Origin of the sequence: Bacillus sp. HY001 (assembly GCF_007558965.1) — a bacterium.
In the GTDB taxonomy this organism is placed as follows: Bacteria; Bacillota; Bacilli; order Bacillales; family Bacillaceae_G; genus Bacillus_A; species Bacillus_A mobilis.
In genome coordinates, this window is the sequence record NZ_VLTE01000015.1 from 124,232 (window position 1) to 140,322 (window position 16,091).

Below are 16,091 nucleotides of genomic sequence, written 5' to 3' on the forward strand. Positions count from 1 at the left end.
TAATTGGAGACCTCGGCTTTCTTTATAGGTATAAATCTCAATAAAATGCTAATCAATGCTACAAACAGAAGCAGAGCAATCTTCACAAGCAATTTCACATTTTAAAAAGTGTAAATCGTGTATTGTAATCTTTCCTTTATGAATAGAAATTGTACCTTGCTTTTTTAATTCATTTAACATTCGATTTACACTTTCACGTGAAGTTGCACAGAAATTAGCAAGTTCTTGATTCGTTAATGGTAAATCGATGAGAATACCATTTTCCTTTAACAAACCGTAACTATTTGTCATTCGAATGAGAGTAGAATACAGGGCACCTTTTTTGCCATGTAATACTAAATCTCGGAACTTCGTTTGCATTCTTCTTAAATGTTCACTAATCCATTTCATAAATTCAAATACAAGAGCGGGTTTTTGGAGTAATGCTTTTTCTAAGGTTTCACGCTTTATAACGCCTACTTCAACATCTTCAAGGCATTTTGAATTTAATAAATACTTTGCATTGTCCGTGAACAATGTTAATTCTCCAATAATGTCATATGCCGAACAAATACGGAGTGTCAACTCTTGCCCATCAGCACTTAATTTACTAATTTGTACTTTTCCTGTGTGGATGATATAGAGTTCGGTTGCCTCCATACCTTCTTGAAAAATAAAACTTCCTTTTTTAATTTGCATTTTATATTCAACAGATGCAAGTAATTCCTTTAAATCTTGAGATAATGTCATACTGTTTGCCACAGCGATCACCTTTCTTCTCGTTAACAATATATTTCTTATTTTGAATGTAATTATGATGAAAATGCAAGAGATATTTTTGAAAAAAAGTGAAATTTCAATGACCGTAAGGAGTAGGGGCTGAAGATGTGAACAAAATTCGAACAGATTTGTGAAGAATTTTTGAATGGGGAAAGTGATGTGAGAAAAGTCACATTGAATATGTAGCTTATTTTTTATAATAAAGGCAAATAAAAAATTGAAAGCTTACTAAGGATTGCAGCAGAAAAGAAGGGATATAGATGCACGAGAAAATGAAAGATTCTTTAGAACGGCCACTTCAAGATTTACGTATTTCAGTTATTGATCGTTGTAATTTTAGGTGCACATATTGTATGCCTGCTGAAGTGTTCGGGCCTGATTACGCTTTTTTACAAGAAGAGTTTTTATTAACGTTCGATGAAATAGAAAGATTAGCAAGACTGTTTATAAGTATGGGAGTCAATAAAATTAGGCTTACTGGCGGCGAACCTTTATTGCGTAAAGACTTACCGCAGTTAATCGCAAGACTTACAAAGTTAGAAGGTTTAAAAGACATTGGGCTCACAACAAACGGTATTCATTTAGCAAAACACGCTAAGGCGCTAAAAGAGGCAGGATTAAAACGTGTAAATATTAGTTTAGATGCGATAGAGGACCACGCCTTCAAAAAAATTAACGGAAGAAATGTAAGTACAAAACCTGTACTGAAAGGAATTGAAGCAGCAAAGGCTGCTGGATTAGAAGTAAAGGTAAATATGGTCGTAAAAAAAGGAATGAATGATAGTCAAATCCTTCATATGGCCCGTTATTTTAAAGAACAAGAAATCCAGCTCCGTTTTATCGAGTTTATGGATGTAGGCAGTACGAACGGATGGAATTTTGAACAAGTTATTACGAAGGAACAATTAATAGAGAAGATTAATCGAGTATATCCGATTGAGCCTGTTCCACCTCGTTACTTTGGAGAAGTTGCGAAATTGTATCGGTATGTAGGGAGCGATGCAGAAGTTGGATTTATTACTTCAGTATCAGAGTCATTTTGTTCTTCTTGTACGAGAGCTCGTATTTCGGCAGACGGCAAGTTTTTTACGTGCCTATTTGGAACGAAAGGAACGGATTTACGAGCGCTTCTTCGAGAAAATATTTCTGATGCATCACTATTAAAAATTTTACAACATACGTGGCGATATAGAACAGATCGATATTCAGATGAAAGAACGGTGGAAAGTACAAGTACACGCCCAAAAGTTGAAATGTCTTACATTGGCGGATAGTGAAAGGAGGATTCTCTATGAAAGATCGATATTCAAGGCAAGTATTGTTTTCTGGAATTGGTGAAATGGGACAAAGAAAAATAAGAGAAAAGCATGTGCTCTTAATCGGTGCGGGTGCACTAGGAGCTGCGAATGCCGAAGCACTCGTTAGGATGGGAATTGGGAAATTGACAATTGCCGATCGTGACTACGTCGAATGGAGTAATTTACAGCGGCAACAGTTATATACAGAAGAAGATGCACACCAGTGCAAACCGAAAGCAATTGCAGCGGCAGAGCATTTAAGAAAGATTAATTCTGAAGTGGAGATTGTACCAGTTGTAACGGATGTCACAATGCAAGAAATAGAAGAATTAACACAAGAAGTGGATCTCATAATAGATGCGACTGACAATTTCGACACACGCTTACTTATAAATGACATGTCACAAAAAGAAAATATACCTTGGATATACGGTGGATGCATTGGGAGTTACGGTGTAACGTATACAATTCTTCCTGGGAAAACACCATGTTTTCGCTGTCTAATGGATCATCCTATGGGCGGTGCAACATGTGATACAGCCGGAATTATTCAGCCAGCGGTACAGATGGTTGTTGCTCATCAAGTAACAGAGGCGATGAAAATATTGGTGGATGATTATGAGTCGCTAAGAGGAACGATGTTATCATTTGATATTTGGAACAATCAACATCTCTCATTAAAAGTAAATAGACAGAAAAAAAGTACATGTCCATCTTGTGGGAAATCACGAACGTATCCAAGTCTAGCATTTGAAGCGCAGATGAAAACGGAAGTGTTATGCGGACGGAATACAGTTCAAATCCGTTCAGGAATAAAGAGAGATCTTAACTTAACCGAAATTCAAAAACGATTACAAAAAAGTGTAAATGTCAAAAAAACGCCGTACTTACTATCATTTCTAATTGATGAATATCGTTTCGTTTTATTTACAGACGGTAGGGCATTTATTCATGGGACAAATGATGTGAAAATAGCAAAACGATTATACGCAAAATATATGGGATAAAGAGTAAGAGAGTTTCTGTTTATTAAAATGAGGTGAAAAAGAATGTTAGAAAAACGTATACCAATTCCAGTGGCAGAAGCAGTTGCGCGTGTAATGGAATATGCCTACCAGGGTGAAATAGAAAAGGTTTCTCTTATAGAAAGCTACGGTAGAACGCTTGGAGAAGATGTTATTGCAGACCATGATGTCCCGCATTTTGATCGCTCTCCGTACGACGGATTTGCGATTCGAGCGGAAGATACAAAAGAAGCGAGTAGTAGTAATCCCATTCAGTTTGAAGTAATTGGTGAAATCGGAGCAGGTTTTGTTTTTACAGAAGAAGTGAAAGCATTTCAAGCTGTTCGTATTATGACAGGAGCCGCAATTCCATCGTGGTGTAATGCCGTTGTTATGTTAGAGCTAACGGAAGGGTTAGAAGAAAATGAAAAGACTTATATGAAATTAAAACGCTCTTTTTCTTCTGGGGATAACATTTCTTTTAAAGGAGAGGATGTAAAACAAAATAGCATTATGGTGAGAAAAGGGACTGTTATTAATCCTGGAGTAGCAGCACTTCTTGCTACGTTTGGTTATAGTGCAGTCCATGTTGTAAAACAGCCAGTTATTGGAATTGTAACGACAGGGAGTGAACTGCTTGAAGTACATGAACAATTAAAGCCAGGGAAGATTCGAAATAGTAACTCCTATATGATTGCTGCTCAAATTGAACGAGCGGGCGGGGTTGTACGGTATTATGGACAATTCGCTGATGATTTAGAGACGTGTTATAACACTGTAAAAAAAGCGATGAAAGAAGTCGATATATTAATTACAACTGGTGGCGTTTCGGTAGGAGACTATGACTATTTACCTGCTATTTATGAGAGATTACAAGCTAATGTACTTTTTAACAAAATAGCGATGCGACCAGGAAGTGTGACAACTGTAGCTGAGGTAGAAGGAAAACTACTATTTGGTCTATCTGGTAATTCTTCTGCTTGTTATGTCGGTTGTGAATTATTTGTTCGCCCAGTCATTCGAACATACTTGCATAGACAAGATCCGCACGTATTTCGTACAGACGCAATTTTACAGAAAGACTTTTCGAAAGCAAACCCATTTACTCGTTTTGTAAGAGGAAGAGTGGTAATTGTAGATGGAAAATTGCAAGCTACACCAGTTGGTTTAGATAAATCTAGTGCTATTTCTTCACTTGCAGAGGCGAATGCATGTATCGTCTTGCCAGGCGGAACGAGAGGATTTGAAGCAGGAATAACTGTTTCGGTACTGTTACTAGAATCAAGTGCCGGAAGTGAGTGGCCGTGGGAAGAACAGTTTCGATCATATAAGTAATAGAAAAATAGATTGCTAACTTATACAAAGATCAGAGGTGCAAGATGACACATACGTATTATGAAGTAATTGATACACCTATTTCAATTGAAGAAGTTACAAATAAAGTAGTTCGTCGTGAGTGTGGCGCAGTTACTACTTTCATTGGTACTGTGAGGGAATTTACGAAAGGCCGTCGTACGCTATATTTAGAGTATGTAGCATATAAAACAATGGCAGAAAAACAACTTGAGAAAATTGGCACCGAAGTAAAAGAGAAGTGGCCTGGGACATCTGTCGCCATTACACATCGTATTGGTACATTACAAATTTCTGATCTTGCTGTTGTCGTCGTTGTTTCTACACCACACCGGAAAGCTGCATATGAGGCGAACGAATATATTATGGAGCGTATAAAACAAATTGTTCCGATTTGGAAGAAAGAGTTTTGGGAAGATGGTGAGTCATGGATAGGTGATCAGTTAGAGAAGGTAGCATTTGCAAATGGTGAGCCTGGAAAGGAGATGAGCATATGATTGAAGTACTATTATTTGCACATTTACAAGAAGAAGTAAGTAAGCCAGCATTACACATAGATTATGAAAATATTACGGTTGCCGAACTAAAGGAAGTGCTCATTAAGAAATACAACGTAGCGATTTCAAGTGAGATAATGGTCGCAATAAATGAAGTGTATGCACAAGAGGATGACATCATTCAAACTGGCGATGTCGTAGCGATGATTCCGCCAGTAAGTGGTGGTTGATTCTTTTCAGCCTAATCATGTTAGGACGTGATTAGGCTGGAGGGAATGAATATAACTATGCATACATAGGAGGGAACAAGATGAAGAGTCCTAATTTTCAATTAAGTTTACAAACTTCTAATCTAGTTATCGGTTTTATGGTATGGGTCATTTTATCATCATTAATGCCTTATATTAAAGCGGATATTCCATTAACTGCGGGACAAATCTCTATGGTAACGGCAGTACCGGTTATTTTAGGGTCTGTTCTTCGCATTCCAATTGGTTATTGGACAAATCGTTTCGGAGCAAGAAAATTATTCTTTATTAGTTTTATTCTATTATTATTTCCTGTCTTTTATATTAGTGTTGCCAATTCAATGATGGATTTAATTATTGGTGGTTTATTCGTCGGAATCGGTGGGGCCGTATTCTCCGTAGGGGTAACTTCTTTACCGAAATACTTCCCGAAAGAGAGTCATGGTTTTGTAAATGGTATTTACGGTGTCGGTAACGCCGGAACAGCAATTACTTCGTTCTTAGCACCTGTCATTGCAACTTCAGTTGGCTGGAGAACGACAGTACAGTGTTATTTAGTTTTACTTGCAGCATTTGCACTTATGAACTTTTTATTAGGTGATCGTAAGGAGAAAAAGGTGAATACGCCATTAATGGAACAAATAAAAGGTGTATATAAAAATGAAAAACTTTGGTTTCTATGTATCTTTTACTTTTTAACATTCGGATCATTTGTAGCATTTACAGTATATTTACCAAACTTTTTAGTGTCTCACTTCGGATTAGAGAAAGTAGATGCGGGTATGCGGACAGCAGGGTTTATCGTATTAGCAACAATGATGCGCCCAATTGGTGGCTGGCTCGGTGATAAGTTTAACCCATTTAAAATATTAATCTTCGTGTTTATCGGCTTAACACTATCGGGTATTATTTTATCATTTATGCCTAGTATGAACGTGTATACATTTGGTTGCTTACTAGTCGCATTCTGTGCAGGGATTGGTAATGGTACAATCTTCAAACTCGTTCCCATGTACTTCTCAGAGCAAGCTGGTATTGTAAATGGACTCGTTTCAGCTTTAGGTGGACTAGGAGGGTTCTTCCCGCCATTAATTTTAACTTTACTATTCCAACTAACAGGTCATTATGCAATTGGATTTATGGCATTATCAGAAGTCGCACTTGCTTGTTTAATCATTACAGTATGGATGTATAGTCAAGAAAAGCTGTTAGTGCTGTTAAAAAATCATTAATAAAGAAAAAGGACCATCCTAAAGTAATCTAGGATGGTTCTTTTAGTAATAGGCTTCAATATGTTATATTGCTATCTTAACAAATGCTTGTTTTCTAAAATAATGTGGTATTAAAATGAAAACCAGAAGCCTTATGGGATTTTATGTTAAAATATAGATATCAGATGTTATTCGATTAAAGGGCAAGTTAGCTCAAAAACAAAGATCAAACTAATTTCTAGCATACAAATATTTAATTGGATCGGGGTGTTTAGATGAAAAAATTATATAAGTCCACTAAAGATAAACAAGTATCCGGTGTATTAGGTGGTTTAAGCGATAAGTATGGAATTGATGTTAGTATCCTTCGTATAGTAACTGCATTATCAGCCTTTTTTACTAGTGGATTTACGGTGTTACTTTATATAATAGCTGCGATTGTTTTGCCTACAGATAAAGAAATTAAGCGATAAATGTATAAAATTAAATCGAATTCCACAATGAGGAACTTTAAAGGAATGAGTAACTAAAGGTACTTCGCCTCTTACACGTTTAGCGTACTAGACAGGGACGTTGCCTTTGTCGGAATATATCGAGAACGAAAATAATAACTTTAGAATGAAACGATGACTATTGGTCGCTAACGAATCGATAAATAGTCGCGCCTTTCTAAAAGCTAGCTATTAATATGTATAAAAAATATATCAATAGCTTGAAATGTTCCGAAATTAAAAAAACATATAGAGGTACCTATAATAAGGAAAAAACGCATATTTTTTAGGCCCAGATTTTTGGGTAAGGCTAATGGATATTGTGAAAAAGTACACTTAAAATAAAGAATACAGTTTAGGTCGATAAGATAAAATTATGAATTTTTATAAATAATCCATAATTTTCTTTGTGAGTCATATTTGATATGTTAAAGAAAAGAGAGCGTTTAATCCAACTAAAATATATGTAGAATGAGGTATTAAATGTTTATTTTCATTATATTAGACGTAATATTACCAATATTAATATTGATGCTAATTGGTGCAATCTTACAAAGGAAGTTCCAATTTAACTTAAAGCAGCTATCTACACTTATTAATTATTGCTTGATGCCAGCGGCTGTATTTTTGAATATATATGATATTAGTATAGAAACAGGTTTGTTGCTCCAGATCATGTATTATTTAATGCTGTATAGTCTGAGTCTAATGCTAGTAAGTCATTTCATTTCAAAAACATTAAAGTTAGAAAAAGGAGAAAGTGCAGCTCTAAAAAATAGTATTTCGTTAATGAATTCCGGTAATTATGGATTACCAGTCAGTCAATTGATTTTCAGTCACAATCCAGTGGGGGTTTCCATTCAAATTTTTATTGTGATTTTCCAGAATCTTTTAACTTATTCGTATGGGATATATAACTTACTATCAGCGACAAAAACAATCGGAAGTATTATTCAATCATTTCTAAGACTGCCTGTATTTCATGCACTCATATTAGGGGTTCTCTTTCAATCTTTTACAATTCAAATACCTAATTCTATCTTTCTACCTCTTAATCAGCTTGCGAATAGTTTTGTTGCCATAGCACTCATATTGCTAGGAGCGCAATTATCCAATATTAAGCTTAATTTTTTCCATCGAGTCATAACATGGGCTCTAATTGGAAGATTATTGATGGGACCATTATTAGCACTTGCCATGATCTACTTATTAAACATTAATGGAATTGTTGCGCAATCATTATTTATTGCAAGTTCTTTTCCTACTTCAAGAAATACATCAACCATTGCTATGGAGTATCAAATAGAGCCTGAACTACATGCGCAAATCGTTTTATTTTCAACACTTTTCAGCATTATTACAGTAACTGTCGTTATTTATTTGTCATATATGTTGTTTTGAATATATGTTTAAAAACGAATGGATTTGAGGTGGTAAATGATGGATGGAAATCCCATCGATGTAAGAGGAAAACTGTCTTTGATATATTAGGTGTCGTTTACAATTGTACTATGTCTGATAATCAAGCGACTTAATTCAAAAAAGAAACCAAAATAAAAAGAACAAACGCTTCTAAAAAACGTTTGTCCAAAGGTAATTACCATTTTAGCTAAGAAATAGATTATTATTTGTGAGTACGAGAAAGCTTTTTTATAGGATTAGGAAGTATAGATATAAATTCCTGCTTCAAAAGCTTCGTAAACGATGGATCCTTACCTGAAGTTGAAATCGTTATAACATATTTATCATTTCGGATGACACCTGGTGTGTGAAACGATGATTCTGTACCATCACTTACAACGTTAACCCATTGAAAATCATGAGCGGCCTGTTTGACCATCATATTTACATCATGTTGATTTGTAGCTGCGTAAATAAGGTGAGCATTTTTAATATCATCATTACTAAAAGTTTTTTGCCTCCAGGTAATATAAGAAAGTTCCTTCATTTCCTCGCAAATTTCTGGGCTGATAACGGTGACAAAAGCGCCTGTATTTTTTAATCCAGACGCTTTTCGATATGCAATTTTACCGCCACCAATAATAACGACCACTTTTTTATTTAAATTAAGTATAAGAGGGTACATGTCATACATACACACATTCCTCCATTCGTTCTAACAATGTTAATTTCATATATGGATCAAATTGTAGGCAGTTACAAGTCGTAACGTGATCATATTTTTTTGTATGCAATTTAATTTTTTGAAGCAACAATCCGGTAAAGAGAAGGTACGGCATGACATATACATGGGACGCAGTCGATGATATAGCCTTGAGTTCAGTAGTAAAAGAGGGCGTTCCTTTCGTTAAAAAGGAGCAAGATACTGGCATACCGAGTTTTCGTTCGACAGCTGCTCCGATTTGTTGTAACTCATATATCGGCTGTGGATCACTACTACCTCGTCCTACGAGTAAAATACTACTACCTTGCATTGGCGTAGCTTCACGTATTCTTTTTACTACAAGTTCCACCATATGTGGGTGTGTACTAAAGGGTGATGCAACTGAAAATGTTATTTGTGGATATTTCTTTTGTAGCTGCTCTAATTCAAAAGGAATATCACGTTTATAGTGAGCTGCTGCAAATAATAAAACAGGTACAATCATTATTTCAGTTGCGCCCTCTAGAATTGTTTCTGTAACTGCATCCGAAATGGTAGGTGTTGTTAGTTCTAAAAAAGCTATTTTTTGAATTCTTTCGTTACGTTCTTTCATAACAGATTGAATAAAGTGAATGAATTGTTCATTACCTGCTTGCAGGCGACTACCGTGTCCAACATATATAATTCCTTTCATCGTAGCACCAAATCTTTCATCATAATCATGTCTTGTAATTGCCCATCTATATGATGAAATCCGACTTTATTTGCATAGTGTAAAGTTGGAATGTCGGTATACGAGAAGGGAAGAGTGAGAATATCACTAAAGCCAAGTCGTTTTATTTCTGATAAAAATGTATCAATTGAGGCACGCCCTTCAAACACAATACTATCCCATGAGAATTCAGAAAGCATACGAGAATGGACTTCATCGAAGCGATGATCAATTGTATACTCATGAGTCATCATATAAGAACCGGGACCAATTTTCTCTTGAATAAAAGCAATTCGATTAATATTTCTGCCTAAATAAACAGTTGTATCGGAAGAGAACTCTGCTTGTGTACTTAGTAGCCCATATTGCATGAGTTTTTCTTGAGTTGCAACGTTCATATACTGCAGTCTCGCCTGTAAGGAACGAATATCTTTCTGATGTTTACTACATGATCGCATCAATATTTCTACACTTTCAGCTGAACAAAAAACAAGTCGATTAACGTTAAAAATTTCATTGATTTGTTCAAATGTTAATGTGTATTCTTCCTTTATAAAAGTGGGGGTTTGATATATTTCTGCACCGGCTTCTTGTAACTTTTGCTTCATTACACTTGTTTTATTCGTGGCGGATGCAAATAAAACTTTTTTACCATGTAATGGTTTACGTTCTTTCCAAGCGATGTGATCTCGTAAGGAAACGACATCACCAACAATTGTCATGGATGGATTAGAAATATTTTCGTTTTTGACGATAGGAACAATGGTTGAAAGAGTTCCTGTGACAACGCGCTGCTTTCCAGTTGTACCCCATTCAATGACGGCTACTGGCGTATCTTTTTTCTTTCCTACTTGTAGTAAGTTTTCACAAATTGTAGGTAAGTTTTTAATACCCATGTAGTAGGCGATTGTGTCGCTATTATGGGATGAATTAAATTTTCCATGATCGCTTAAAGGACCTTTCGCATGCCCAGTTAGTAAAGTGACGCTATTACTGTAGTTACGATGAGTGAGGGGGATACCTGCATAGCTACTAGCGGCGATGCTAGATGTAATACCTGGTACAATTTCATATGGAATGTTCGCTGCTGCTAACGTTTCTGCTTCTTCACCAACACGGCCAAAAATAGATGGATCTCCGCCTTTTAATCGGACAACGATTTTTCCTTCTTTCGCAAATTGAAGGAGGTGGGCGTTAATCATTTCTTGTCGCATAATATGATTCTTTGGCATTTTTCCGCAATAAATAAGTTCACATGTTTCTTTTGTATAACGAAGAAAGGAAGGGTTTAATAAACGGTCATATAAGACAATGTCTGCACGCTTTAAACAATCTATCGCTTTCTTTGTAATAAGCCCTTCATCACCTGGTCCTGCACCAACTAAATATACATATCCGTTCATAATCGCACCTCATCAATTTTTATTTAAAAGGAAGCCAGAGGAGGCTTCCTTTCGAAAATTACATGTATAAATAAATGTCACCTTCAATAACTTCTACTTCGTAAGTTTGGATACAGCCGTCATCAGGTTTTTGAACTTCACCTGATATTAATGAGATTTTCCAATCATGCAGTGGACAAAAGACGAATTCTCCAGATACAATTCCTTCTGCTAACGGTCCGTTTTTATGAGGACAACGATTTTCTACAGCTCGAATATCTCCATTTGAAAGGCGGAATAGGGCGATAGACATACCTTTCATTATTACTTCTTTACCGATTTGAATAGGAAGGTCTTCCTCGCGCATAACTTTTATTTTTTCTTTCGTTTGTATCATATAGATCACAGCTCCTTATTTCACAGTTTCTACTTCATACATCGCTTTTAATGACTTCGTTTCTAGTGCTTGTCCCCATGCTTCTGTATATGTGCTACGAGCTGTTTGGAAGCGTTCATTTAGCGTAGTAACCATACTTGCATCTTGTAGTATTTCTTTAATGTGATCGAAGCCTAGTCGTTCTGTCCAGTAGGCAGTACGCTCTCCGTAAATACCAGTTTCACGATAATATTGCATATAAGCTGTAGCGATGCGAAGGACATCATCTTCAGTAGAGACGATCATTACAAAATCAGCTTCGCGTACTTCCGTACCACCATTTCCGCCAATATAAAGTTGGTATCCATTTTCGACACAAACAACGCCAAAATCTTTCGTTAGTACTTCCGCACAGTTACGAGGACAGCCCGTTACACCCATCTTCATTTTATGTGGTGTATCTACCATTTCTAATGATTGTTCAAGTAGCATACCAAGTCCTAATGAATCTTTCGTACCGAAACGGCAGAAGCGAGAACCGACGCACGATTTTACATTACGAAGAGATTTTGAATACGCATATCCCGAATTCATATGTAAGTCAGCCCATACGTTAGGTAAATCTTGTTTCTTAACACCATATAAGCCAATTCGGCTCGCACCTGTAATTTTCACAAGAGGAACATCGTACTTCTTCGCAACTTCCGCAATTTTCATTAAATCATCGGGTGTTGTAACGCCACCGTACATACGTGGAATAACAGAGAATGTACCATCGTGCTGGATATTACCATTCATTCTTTCATTAACGTAACGGGATGATTTATCATCTTCATATTCTTCTGGAATCGCCATCCGTAAGTAGTAATTTAAAGCAGGGCGACATTTTGAACAGCCGTCTTCATGTGCAAAATCAAGAACATTGCGTACTTCTTTTGGAGATTTTAAACCTTTCTCGTGAATGGCTGCTACGACTTCATCACGTGATAAAGTTGTACATCCGCACATACCAGCAGACTGCGCTGAAGCATCAAAAGCATCTCCGAGTGTATGAGATAAAACTTGTTCCACAAGCGGACGACATTTACCACAGGAACCAGCGGCTTTCGTGCATCCTTTTACTTCTTCAAAAGTAGTTAGCTCTTGTTCTAAAATGGCATGAACGATTGTACCTTTCGTAACACCGTTACATCCACAAATCGTATCATCCGCACTCATTGTAACAACGTCAAGTTCACTTTCTTCACCAGCTTTGTGAAGAAGGGAAGCGGCTGTATAGTCTTGAATATCTTCTACTTTCTTTAACATGCTAAAGAGGCGTGTACCATCAGCTGTGTCACCATATAAAACGATACCGACGACTTTATTATCACGAATTAAAACTTTTTTATAGGAGCGTTTACATTCATCAAAGATTGATATTGCTTTCGTCTGATCATCTTCATAAATTTGGCCAGCAGAGAATAAATCACAACCAGCAACTTTTAATTGCGTACCGACGATACTGCCCGTATATCCATTCGTTAGTAAATTTGTTATATGCTTAGCTAATATTGCACCTTGTTCATAAAGAGGGGCAACAAGTCCATATGCGATACCATCATGTTCCGCACATTCGCCAACTGCATAAATGGATTCATCGTTTGTTAGCATATAGTCATTGACTACAATGCCGCGATTGACAATTAGACCAGCATCTTTTGCTATTTGCGTATTTGGTCGTATTCCGACAGCCATTACGATTAAATCACAATCTACAACTTCACCATCTTCAAATTGAATGCCCTCAACATGGTCTGTACCAAGAATTTTTACAGTTTTCTTTTCCATTAGAAACTTCATGCCTTGCGCTTCTAAATCTTCACGCAGAAGAGAAGCTGCTTTCGTATCTAGTTGTTGCTCCATTAAGCTAGGCATTAAATGAACAACATGTACGTCCATTCCTAAGTCAATTAGACCTCTTGCGGCCTCTAAACCAAGTAACCCGCCACCAATGACAACGGCCTTTTTCTTTTCTTTAGCGGTATCCATCATAAATTGTGTATCTTCAATAGTTCGAAATCCTGTTACACCAGGAAGAGTGGAACCTTCAACAGGTAAAATAAAAGCACTAGAACCTGTTGCTATAATGAGTTTGTCATATGTAACAATACGATTCTTTTCTGTAATAATAATTTTTTCTTTTCTGTTAATACTTTGAACTCTTTCATTCGTATACAAAGTTATTTCGTTCTCTTCATACCAACTGTATTCATTCATAATGATATCTTGCATATTTGTTTTGCCTTGTAAAACATGAGAGAGCATAATGCGGTTGTAGTTTGGATGTGGTTCATCTCCAAAAATAGTAATCTCATATGAATCACTATCATGTTTTAATATTTCTTCCATACAGCGTATGCCCGCCATACCATTTCCGATCATAACTAAACGTTTTTTCATTTTTATTTCCCCCTTTTATGTGAAATATTGAACAAAGGATTATATTCCTATTATAGAAAATCAAAAAAGGGGGAGATGTGATATTTATCACATTTCTATAATGATTCACAAATTATTAAAATTCGGTTTTATGTGAAGGGGAGAAATGTGAATGTTATTCATGTAACGAAAAAGCAGGACATGAGTAGAAATGCTCATGTCCTGCTTTTATTTATGCTCTTGTAATGGCACGCGGAAATAAAATATTATTTTCTAAGTGAATATGCTCAAATAAATCAGACTCTAGCGCTTCAAGACGTTGATAAACAAGTCGATAAGTGCCGCAAGCTCCTTCTGGAGGAGTAAAGTCATTTGTCACTTTACGAAGTTCTTTTATAATATTTCCAGCATGATTGTGCTCATTTTCTAGTTCATCTACTACTTGACGTAACTTTGCATAGTTTTTATCAGTTGGATTTTGTTCAAATTCTAAAATTAATGGAAAATCTTCCATTTCTTCTTTAATTAAATGTTGTTCTAATTCCATTTTAAGTTCATGAAATAGCTTATGAATTTGAGCTAAGTGAGGCTGATTCGCTCCATGAACGCGTAATACTTTCGTCACATATGGACTTAACTGCGGTAACTCTTCATTTAAATAACGATGATGCTTATGAATTACATAATCAATCAATTCACGATAAGAAGCACTTTTCCAATCAATTTCAGATTCATTTAATTGTTTCGTATTATGATAAAGCGTATTTAACTCTGTAATTACTTCATCCGCCGATAAATTTCTTTCATGAATTGCATCAATAAGCGGCTTATTACCACCACAACAAAAATCTATTCTATATGATTTAAAAAGATCACTAGCTTTCGGAAATTGTGTAACAATCTCACCAACAATTGAAGTTTCAGTAAATGTATGTTCCATATGAATGCCTCCATAAAGTTTTAATGTAATATCTAAATTAAGAATAGTGATAATTGAAAAACAATGTAGTGATTGAAATCACTTTTAGTGTGTCAGTTTTGAGAATAATAGGCTTGTTATTCAACAGAGGACTTTACAGAACCGATAGCGAAGGTTTTTTGAGTTGGGAAATTATTCAAAGAGTATTATTATGATATAGATGGTTTACAAATTTATTTTCTGTCAATCTAAGATCGCTTTTGAGTAGGAAGTATATCTTTTATAGGAGGTTTTTATGGAATATATTTATCATATGGTACCAGAAGAACTAAAAGGAGAATATTTAATCCCATTAAATGAATTGAAAAGTGTATATCCAAATTTATACGGTGAGTATATACAAAAATATAAAGATCATCCTCAAAGGGAGAACTTATTAACACGTAAAATACCAAAACTAGAATGTTTATGGAATGATGTTGTGCATTTTTTACCACTGCACCCTTATGAGATTTATAAAGTATTGTTGGAAATAGGAGTAAACATTCATACAAATAAACTATTTTATAAAATGCCTATTAGCGCACTGAATGGTCAGTGTATGGCAATATACAAGTACTCAAAGCATAATTGGGGTGGACCAAATAGAGAATTAAAAGAAAGTGAAATAGAATTCATCAACTTTAATGAATATAGAGAATTAAAGCAATTAAATATCTGCACAAAAGAATATTACAGAGAGGAATATGAAAAGGGTAGAAGATTCGGGATGTTTCACTTAATTCCACATGTTCTTGTCAAAGGGAAAGTGAAGGTGAAAAATGTTGAAATCATTAATTGGAGTATCGCTCCAGTTAATGATTAATATTACAAGCATTTAAAAAATAAGATGCCAATTTGAATTGATATATGGCTTACAAGAATGGAAGAGTACTAACTATACGTAATAGTAAAAAAGAAGCTTACTAGAAGCTTCTTTTTTACTATTATTATTCACATGCAACTCCATCGCCATCTCTATCTAGTTTCCGACTATATCCTGGTTGATCTCTATATAAAGGTGCTTTCCCGGCACTTCTAACTGCGGCACAGTTTGCGTAAGTTACATTACTATTGTTACTTGCAGCTGGTTGTGTTTGAGCTTGCTGTGCTTTTTTCTGTTCCTCTTGTTGTTTACGAGCCTGTTCATCAGCCTGGCGTTTTTGCTCTTCTTGTTGTTGTTTACGAGCTTGTTCATCAGCTAGACGTTTTTGCTCTTCTTGTTGTTTACGAGCTTGTTCATCAGCTAGACGTTTTTGCTCCTCTTGTTGTTTACG

17 protein-coding genes are annotated in these 16,091 nt (G+C 35.7%); 9 read left to right on the forward strand and 8 right to left on the reverse strand.

Annotation, left to right across the window (positions count from 1 at the left end):
* Positions 1-48: 48 nt before the first annotated feature.
* Positions 49-741 carry a Crp/Fnr family transcriptional regulator gene (locus FOT98_RS10220; RefSeq protein WP_063261687.1) on the reverse strand — a complete coding sequence of 231 codons (693 nt, stop codon included), beginning with the start codon at positions 739-741 and terminating at the stop codon, positions 49-51.
* A gap of 278 nt (positions 742-1,019) precedes the next feature.
* On the opposite strand from FOT98_RS10220, the gene moaA reads away from it, so the two are divergent.
* The 8 genes from moaA (at position 1,020) to FOT98_RS10260 (ending at position 8,262) form a co-directional block, all read left to right on the forward strand.
* The gene (gene moaA / locus FOT98_RS10225) at positions 1,020-2,033 is read left to right on the forward strand and encodes a GTP 3',8-cyclase MoaA (protein WP_063261686.1); all 1,014 of its coding nucleotides are present in this window, start codon (positions 1,020-1,022) and stop codon (positions 2,031-2,033) included.
* Positions 2,034-2,050: 17 nt separating this feature from the next.
* On the forward strand, positions 2,051-3,064 hold the full coding sequence (locus FOT98_RS10230) for a molybdopterin-synthase adenylyltransferase MoeB (protein ID WP_063261685.1): 1,014 nt from the start codon (positions 2,051-2,053) through the stop codon (positions 3,062-3,064).
* Between the two features lie 42 nt (positions 3,065-3,106).
* Positions 3,107-4,396: a molybdopterin molybdotransferase MoeA gene (locus tag FOT98_RS10235; protein WP_063261684.1), complete on the forward strand. Its 1,290-nt coding sequence runs from the start codon at positions 3,107-3,109 to the stop codon at positions 4,394-4,396.
* 44 nt (positions 4,397-4,440) lie between these two features.
* Entirely contained in the window at positions 4,441-4,911 is a 471-nt protein-coding gene (locus FOT98_RS10240) for a molybdenum cofactor biosynthesis protein MoaE (protein ID WP_063261683.1), read from the forward strand.
* Entirely contained in the window at positions 4,908-5,141 is a 234-nt protein-coding gene (gene moaD / locus FOT98_RS10245; protein WP_063261682.1) for a molybdopterin converting factor subunit 1, read from the forward strand. Before FOT98_RS10240 ends, moaD begins: the two co-directional genes overlap by 4 nt.
* 80 nt (positions 5,142-5,221) lie before the next feature.
* On the forward strand, positions 5,222-6,391 hold the full coding sequence (gene narK / locus FOT98_RS10250; protein WP_063261681.1) for a nitrate transporter NarK: 1,170 nt from the start codon (positions 5,222-5,224) through the stop codon (positions 6,389-6,391).
* Between the two features lie 254 nt (positions 6,392-6,645).
* Positions 6,646-6,843, forward strand: coding sequence for a PspC domain-containing protein (locus FOT98_RS10255; RefSeq protein ID WP_063261680.1), 198 nt, complete (start codon positions 6,646-6,648; stop codon positions 6,841-6,843).
* Positions 6,844-7,344: 501 nt separating this feature from the next.
* A complete protein-coding gene (locus tag FOT98_RS10260; protein ID WP_063261679.1) occupies positions 7,345-8,262 on the forward strand; it encodes an AEC family transporter in 918 nt (305 codons plus the stop codon).
* A 223-nt stretch (positions 8,263-8,485) separates the two neighbouring features.
* Here FOT98_RS10260 and FOT98_RS10265 read toward each other — a convergent pair whose 3' ends face one another.
* The 6 genes from FOT98_RS10265 to ric form a co-directional block, all read right to left on the reverse strand.
* Positions 8,486-8,956: a precorrin-2 dehydrogenase gene (locus FOT98_RS10265; RefSeq protein WP_063261678.1), complete on the reverse strand. Its 471-nt coding sequence runs from the start codon at positions 8,954-8,956 to the stop codon at positions 8,486-8,488.
* Positions 8,949-9,659 (reverse strand): sirohydrochlorin chelatase, encoded by a 711-nt coding sequence (locus tag FOT98_RS10270; RefSeq protein ID WP_063261677.1) that lies wholly within the window; start codon positions 9,657-9,659, stop codon positions 8,949-8,951. Before FOT98_RS10270 ends, FOT98_RS10265 begins: the two co-directional genes overlap by 8 nt.
* On the reverse strand, positions 9,656-11,080 hold the full coding sequence (locus tag FOT98_RS10275) for a uroporphyrin-III C-methyltransferase (protein WP_063261676.1): 1,425 nt from the start codon (positions 11,078-11,080) through the stop codon (positions 9,656-9,658). Before FOT98_RS10275 ends, FOT98_RS10270 begins: the two co-directional genes overlap by 4 nt.
* Positions 11,081-11,138: 58 nt before the next feature.
* A complete protein-coding gene (gene nirD / locus FOT98_RS10280; protein WP_063261675.1) occupies positions 11,139-11,456 on the reverse strand; it encodes a nitrite reductase small subunit NirD in 318 nt (105 codons plus the stop codon).
* A gap of 15 nt (positions 11,457-11,471) precedes the next feature.
* Complete coding sequence (nirB, locus tag FOT98_RS10285; protein ID WP_063261674.1) at positions 11,472-13,877, reverse strand: NADPH-nitrite reductase large subunit; 2,406 nt, start codon at positions 13,875-13,877, stop codon at positions 11,472-11,474.
* Between the two features lie 211 nt (positions 13,878-14,088).
* A complete protein-coding gene (ric, locus tag FOT98_RS10290; RefSeq protein ID WP_063261673.1) occupies positions 14,089-14,796 on the reverse strand; it encodes an iron-sulfur cluster repair di-iron protein in 708 nt (235 codons plus the stop codon).
* Positions 14,797-15,070: 274 nt separating this feature from the next.
* Here ric and FOT98_RS10295 point away from each other — a divergent pair, with 274 nt between their 5' ends.
* Positions 15,071-15,640: a hypothetical protein gene (locus FOT98_RS10295; RefSeq protein WP_063261672.1), complete on the forward strand. Its 570-nt coding sequence runs from the start codon at positions 15,071-15,073 to the stop codon at positions 15,638-15,640.
* Between the two features lie 124 nt (positions 15,641-15,764).
* On the opposite strand, the gene FOT98_RS10300 is transcribed toward FOT98_RS10295, so the two are convergent.
* On the reverse strand, positions 15,765-16,091 hold a 327-nt coding region (locus FOT98_RS10300; protein WP_144291056.1), incomplete at its 5' end, for an excalibur calcium-binding domain-containing protein.

Bases quoted from the DNA above. Each gene is read 5' to 3' on its own strand.
- FOT98_RS10270 (WP_063261677.1), bottom strand. From the start codon at position 9,659: ATGAAAGGAATTATATATGTTGGACACGGTAGTCGCCTGCAAGCAGGT.
- ric (WP_063261673.1), bottom strand. From the start codon at position 14,796: ATGGAACATACATTTACTGAAACTTCAATTGTTGGTGAGATTGTTACA.
- FOT98_RS10255 (WP_063261680.1), top strand. From the start codon at position 6,646: ATGAAAAAATTATATAAGTCCACTAAAGATAAACAAGTATCCGGTGTA.
- narK (WP_063261681.1), top strand. From the start codon at position 5,222: ATGAAGAGTCCTAATTTTCAATTAAGTTTACAAACTTCTAATCTAGTT.
- FOT98_RS10240 (WP_063261683.1), top strand. From the start codon at position 4,441: ATGACACATACGTATTATGAAGTAATTGATACACCTATTTCAATTGAA.
- FOT98_RS10235 (WP_063261684.1), top strand. From the start codon at position 3,107: ATGTTAGAAAAACGTATACCAATTCCAGTGGCAGAAGCAGTTGCGCGT.
- FOT98_RS10265 (WP_063261678.1), bottom strand. From the start codon at position 8,956: ATGTATGACATGTACCCTCTTATACTTAATTTAAATAAAAAAGTGGTC.
- moaA (WP_063261686.1), top strand. From the start codon at position 1,020: ATGCACGAGAAAATGAAAGATTCTTTAGAACGGCCACTTCAAGATTTA.
- nirD (WP_063261675.1), bottom strand. From the start codon at position 11,456: ATGATACAAACGAAAGAAAAAATAAAAGTTATGCGCGAGGAAGACCTT.
- FOT98_RS10230 (WP_063261685.1), top strand. From the start codon at position 2,051: ATGAAAGATCGATATTCAAGGCAAGTATTGTTTTCTGGAATTGGTGAA.
- moaD (WP_063261682.1), top strand. From the start codon at position 4,908: ATGATTGAAGTACTATTATTTGCACATTTACAAGAAGAAGTAAGTAAG.
- FOT98_RS10295 (WP_063261672.1), top strand. From the start codon at position 15,071: ATGGAATATATTTATCATATGGTACCAGAAGAACTAAAAGGAGAATAT.
- FOT98_RS10260 (WP_063261679.1), top strand. From the start codon at position 7,345: ATGTTTATTTTCATTATATTAGACGTAATATTACCAATATTAATATTG.
- nirB (WP_063261674.1), bottom strand. From the start codon at position 13,877: ATGAAAAAACGTTTAGTTATGATCGGAAATGGTATGGCGGGCATACGC.
- FOT98_RS10275 (WP_063261676.1), bottom strand. From the start codon at position 11,080: ATGAACGGATATGTATATTTAGTTGGTGCAGGACCAGGTGATGAAGGG.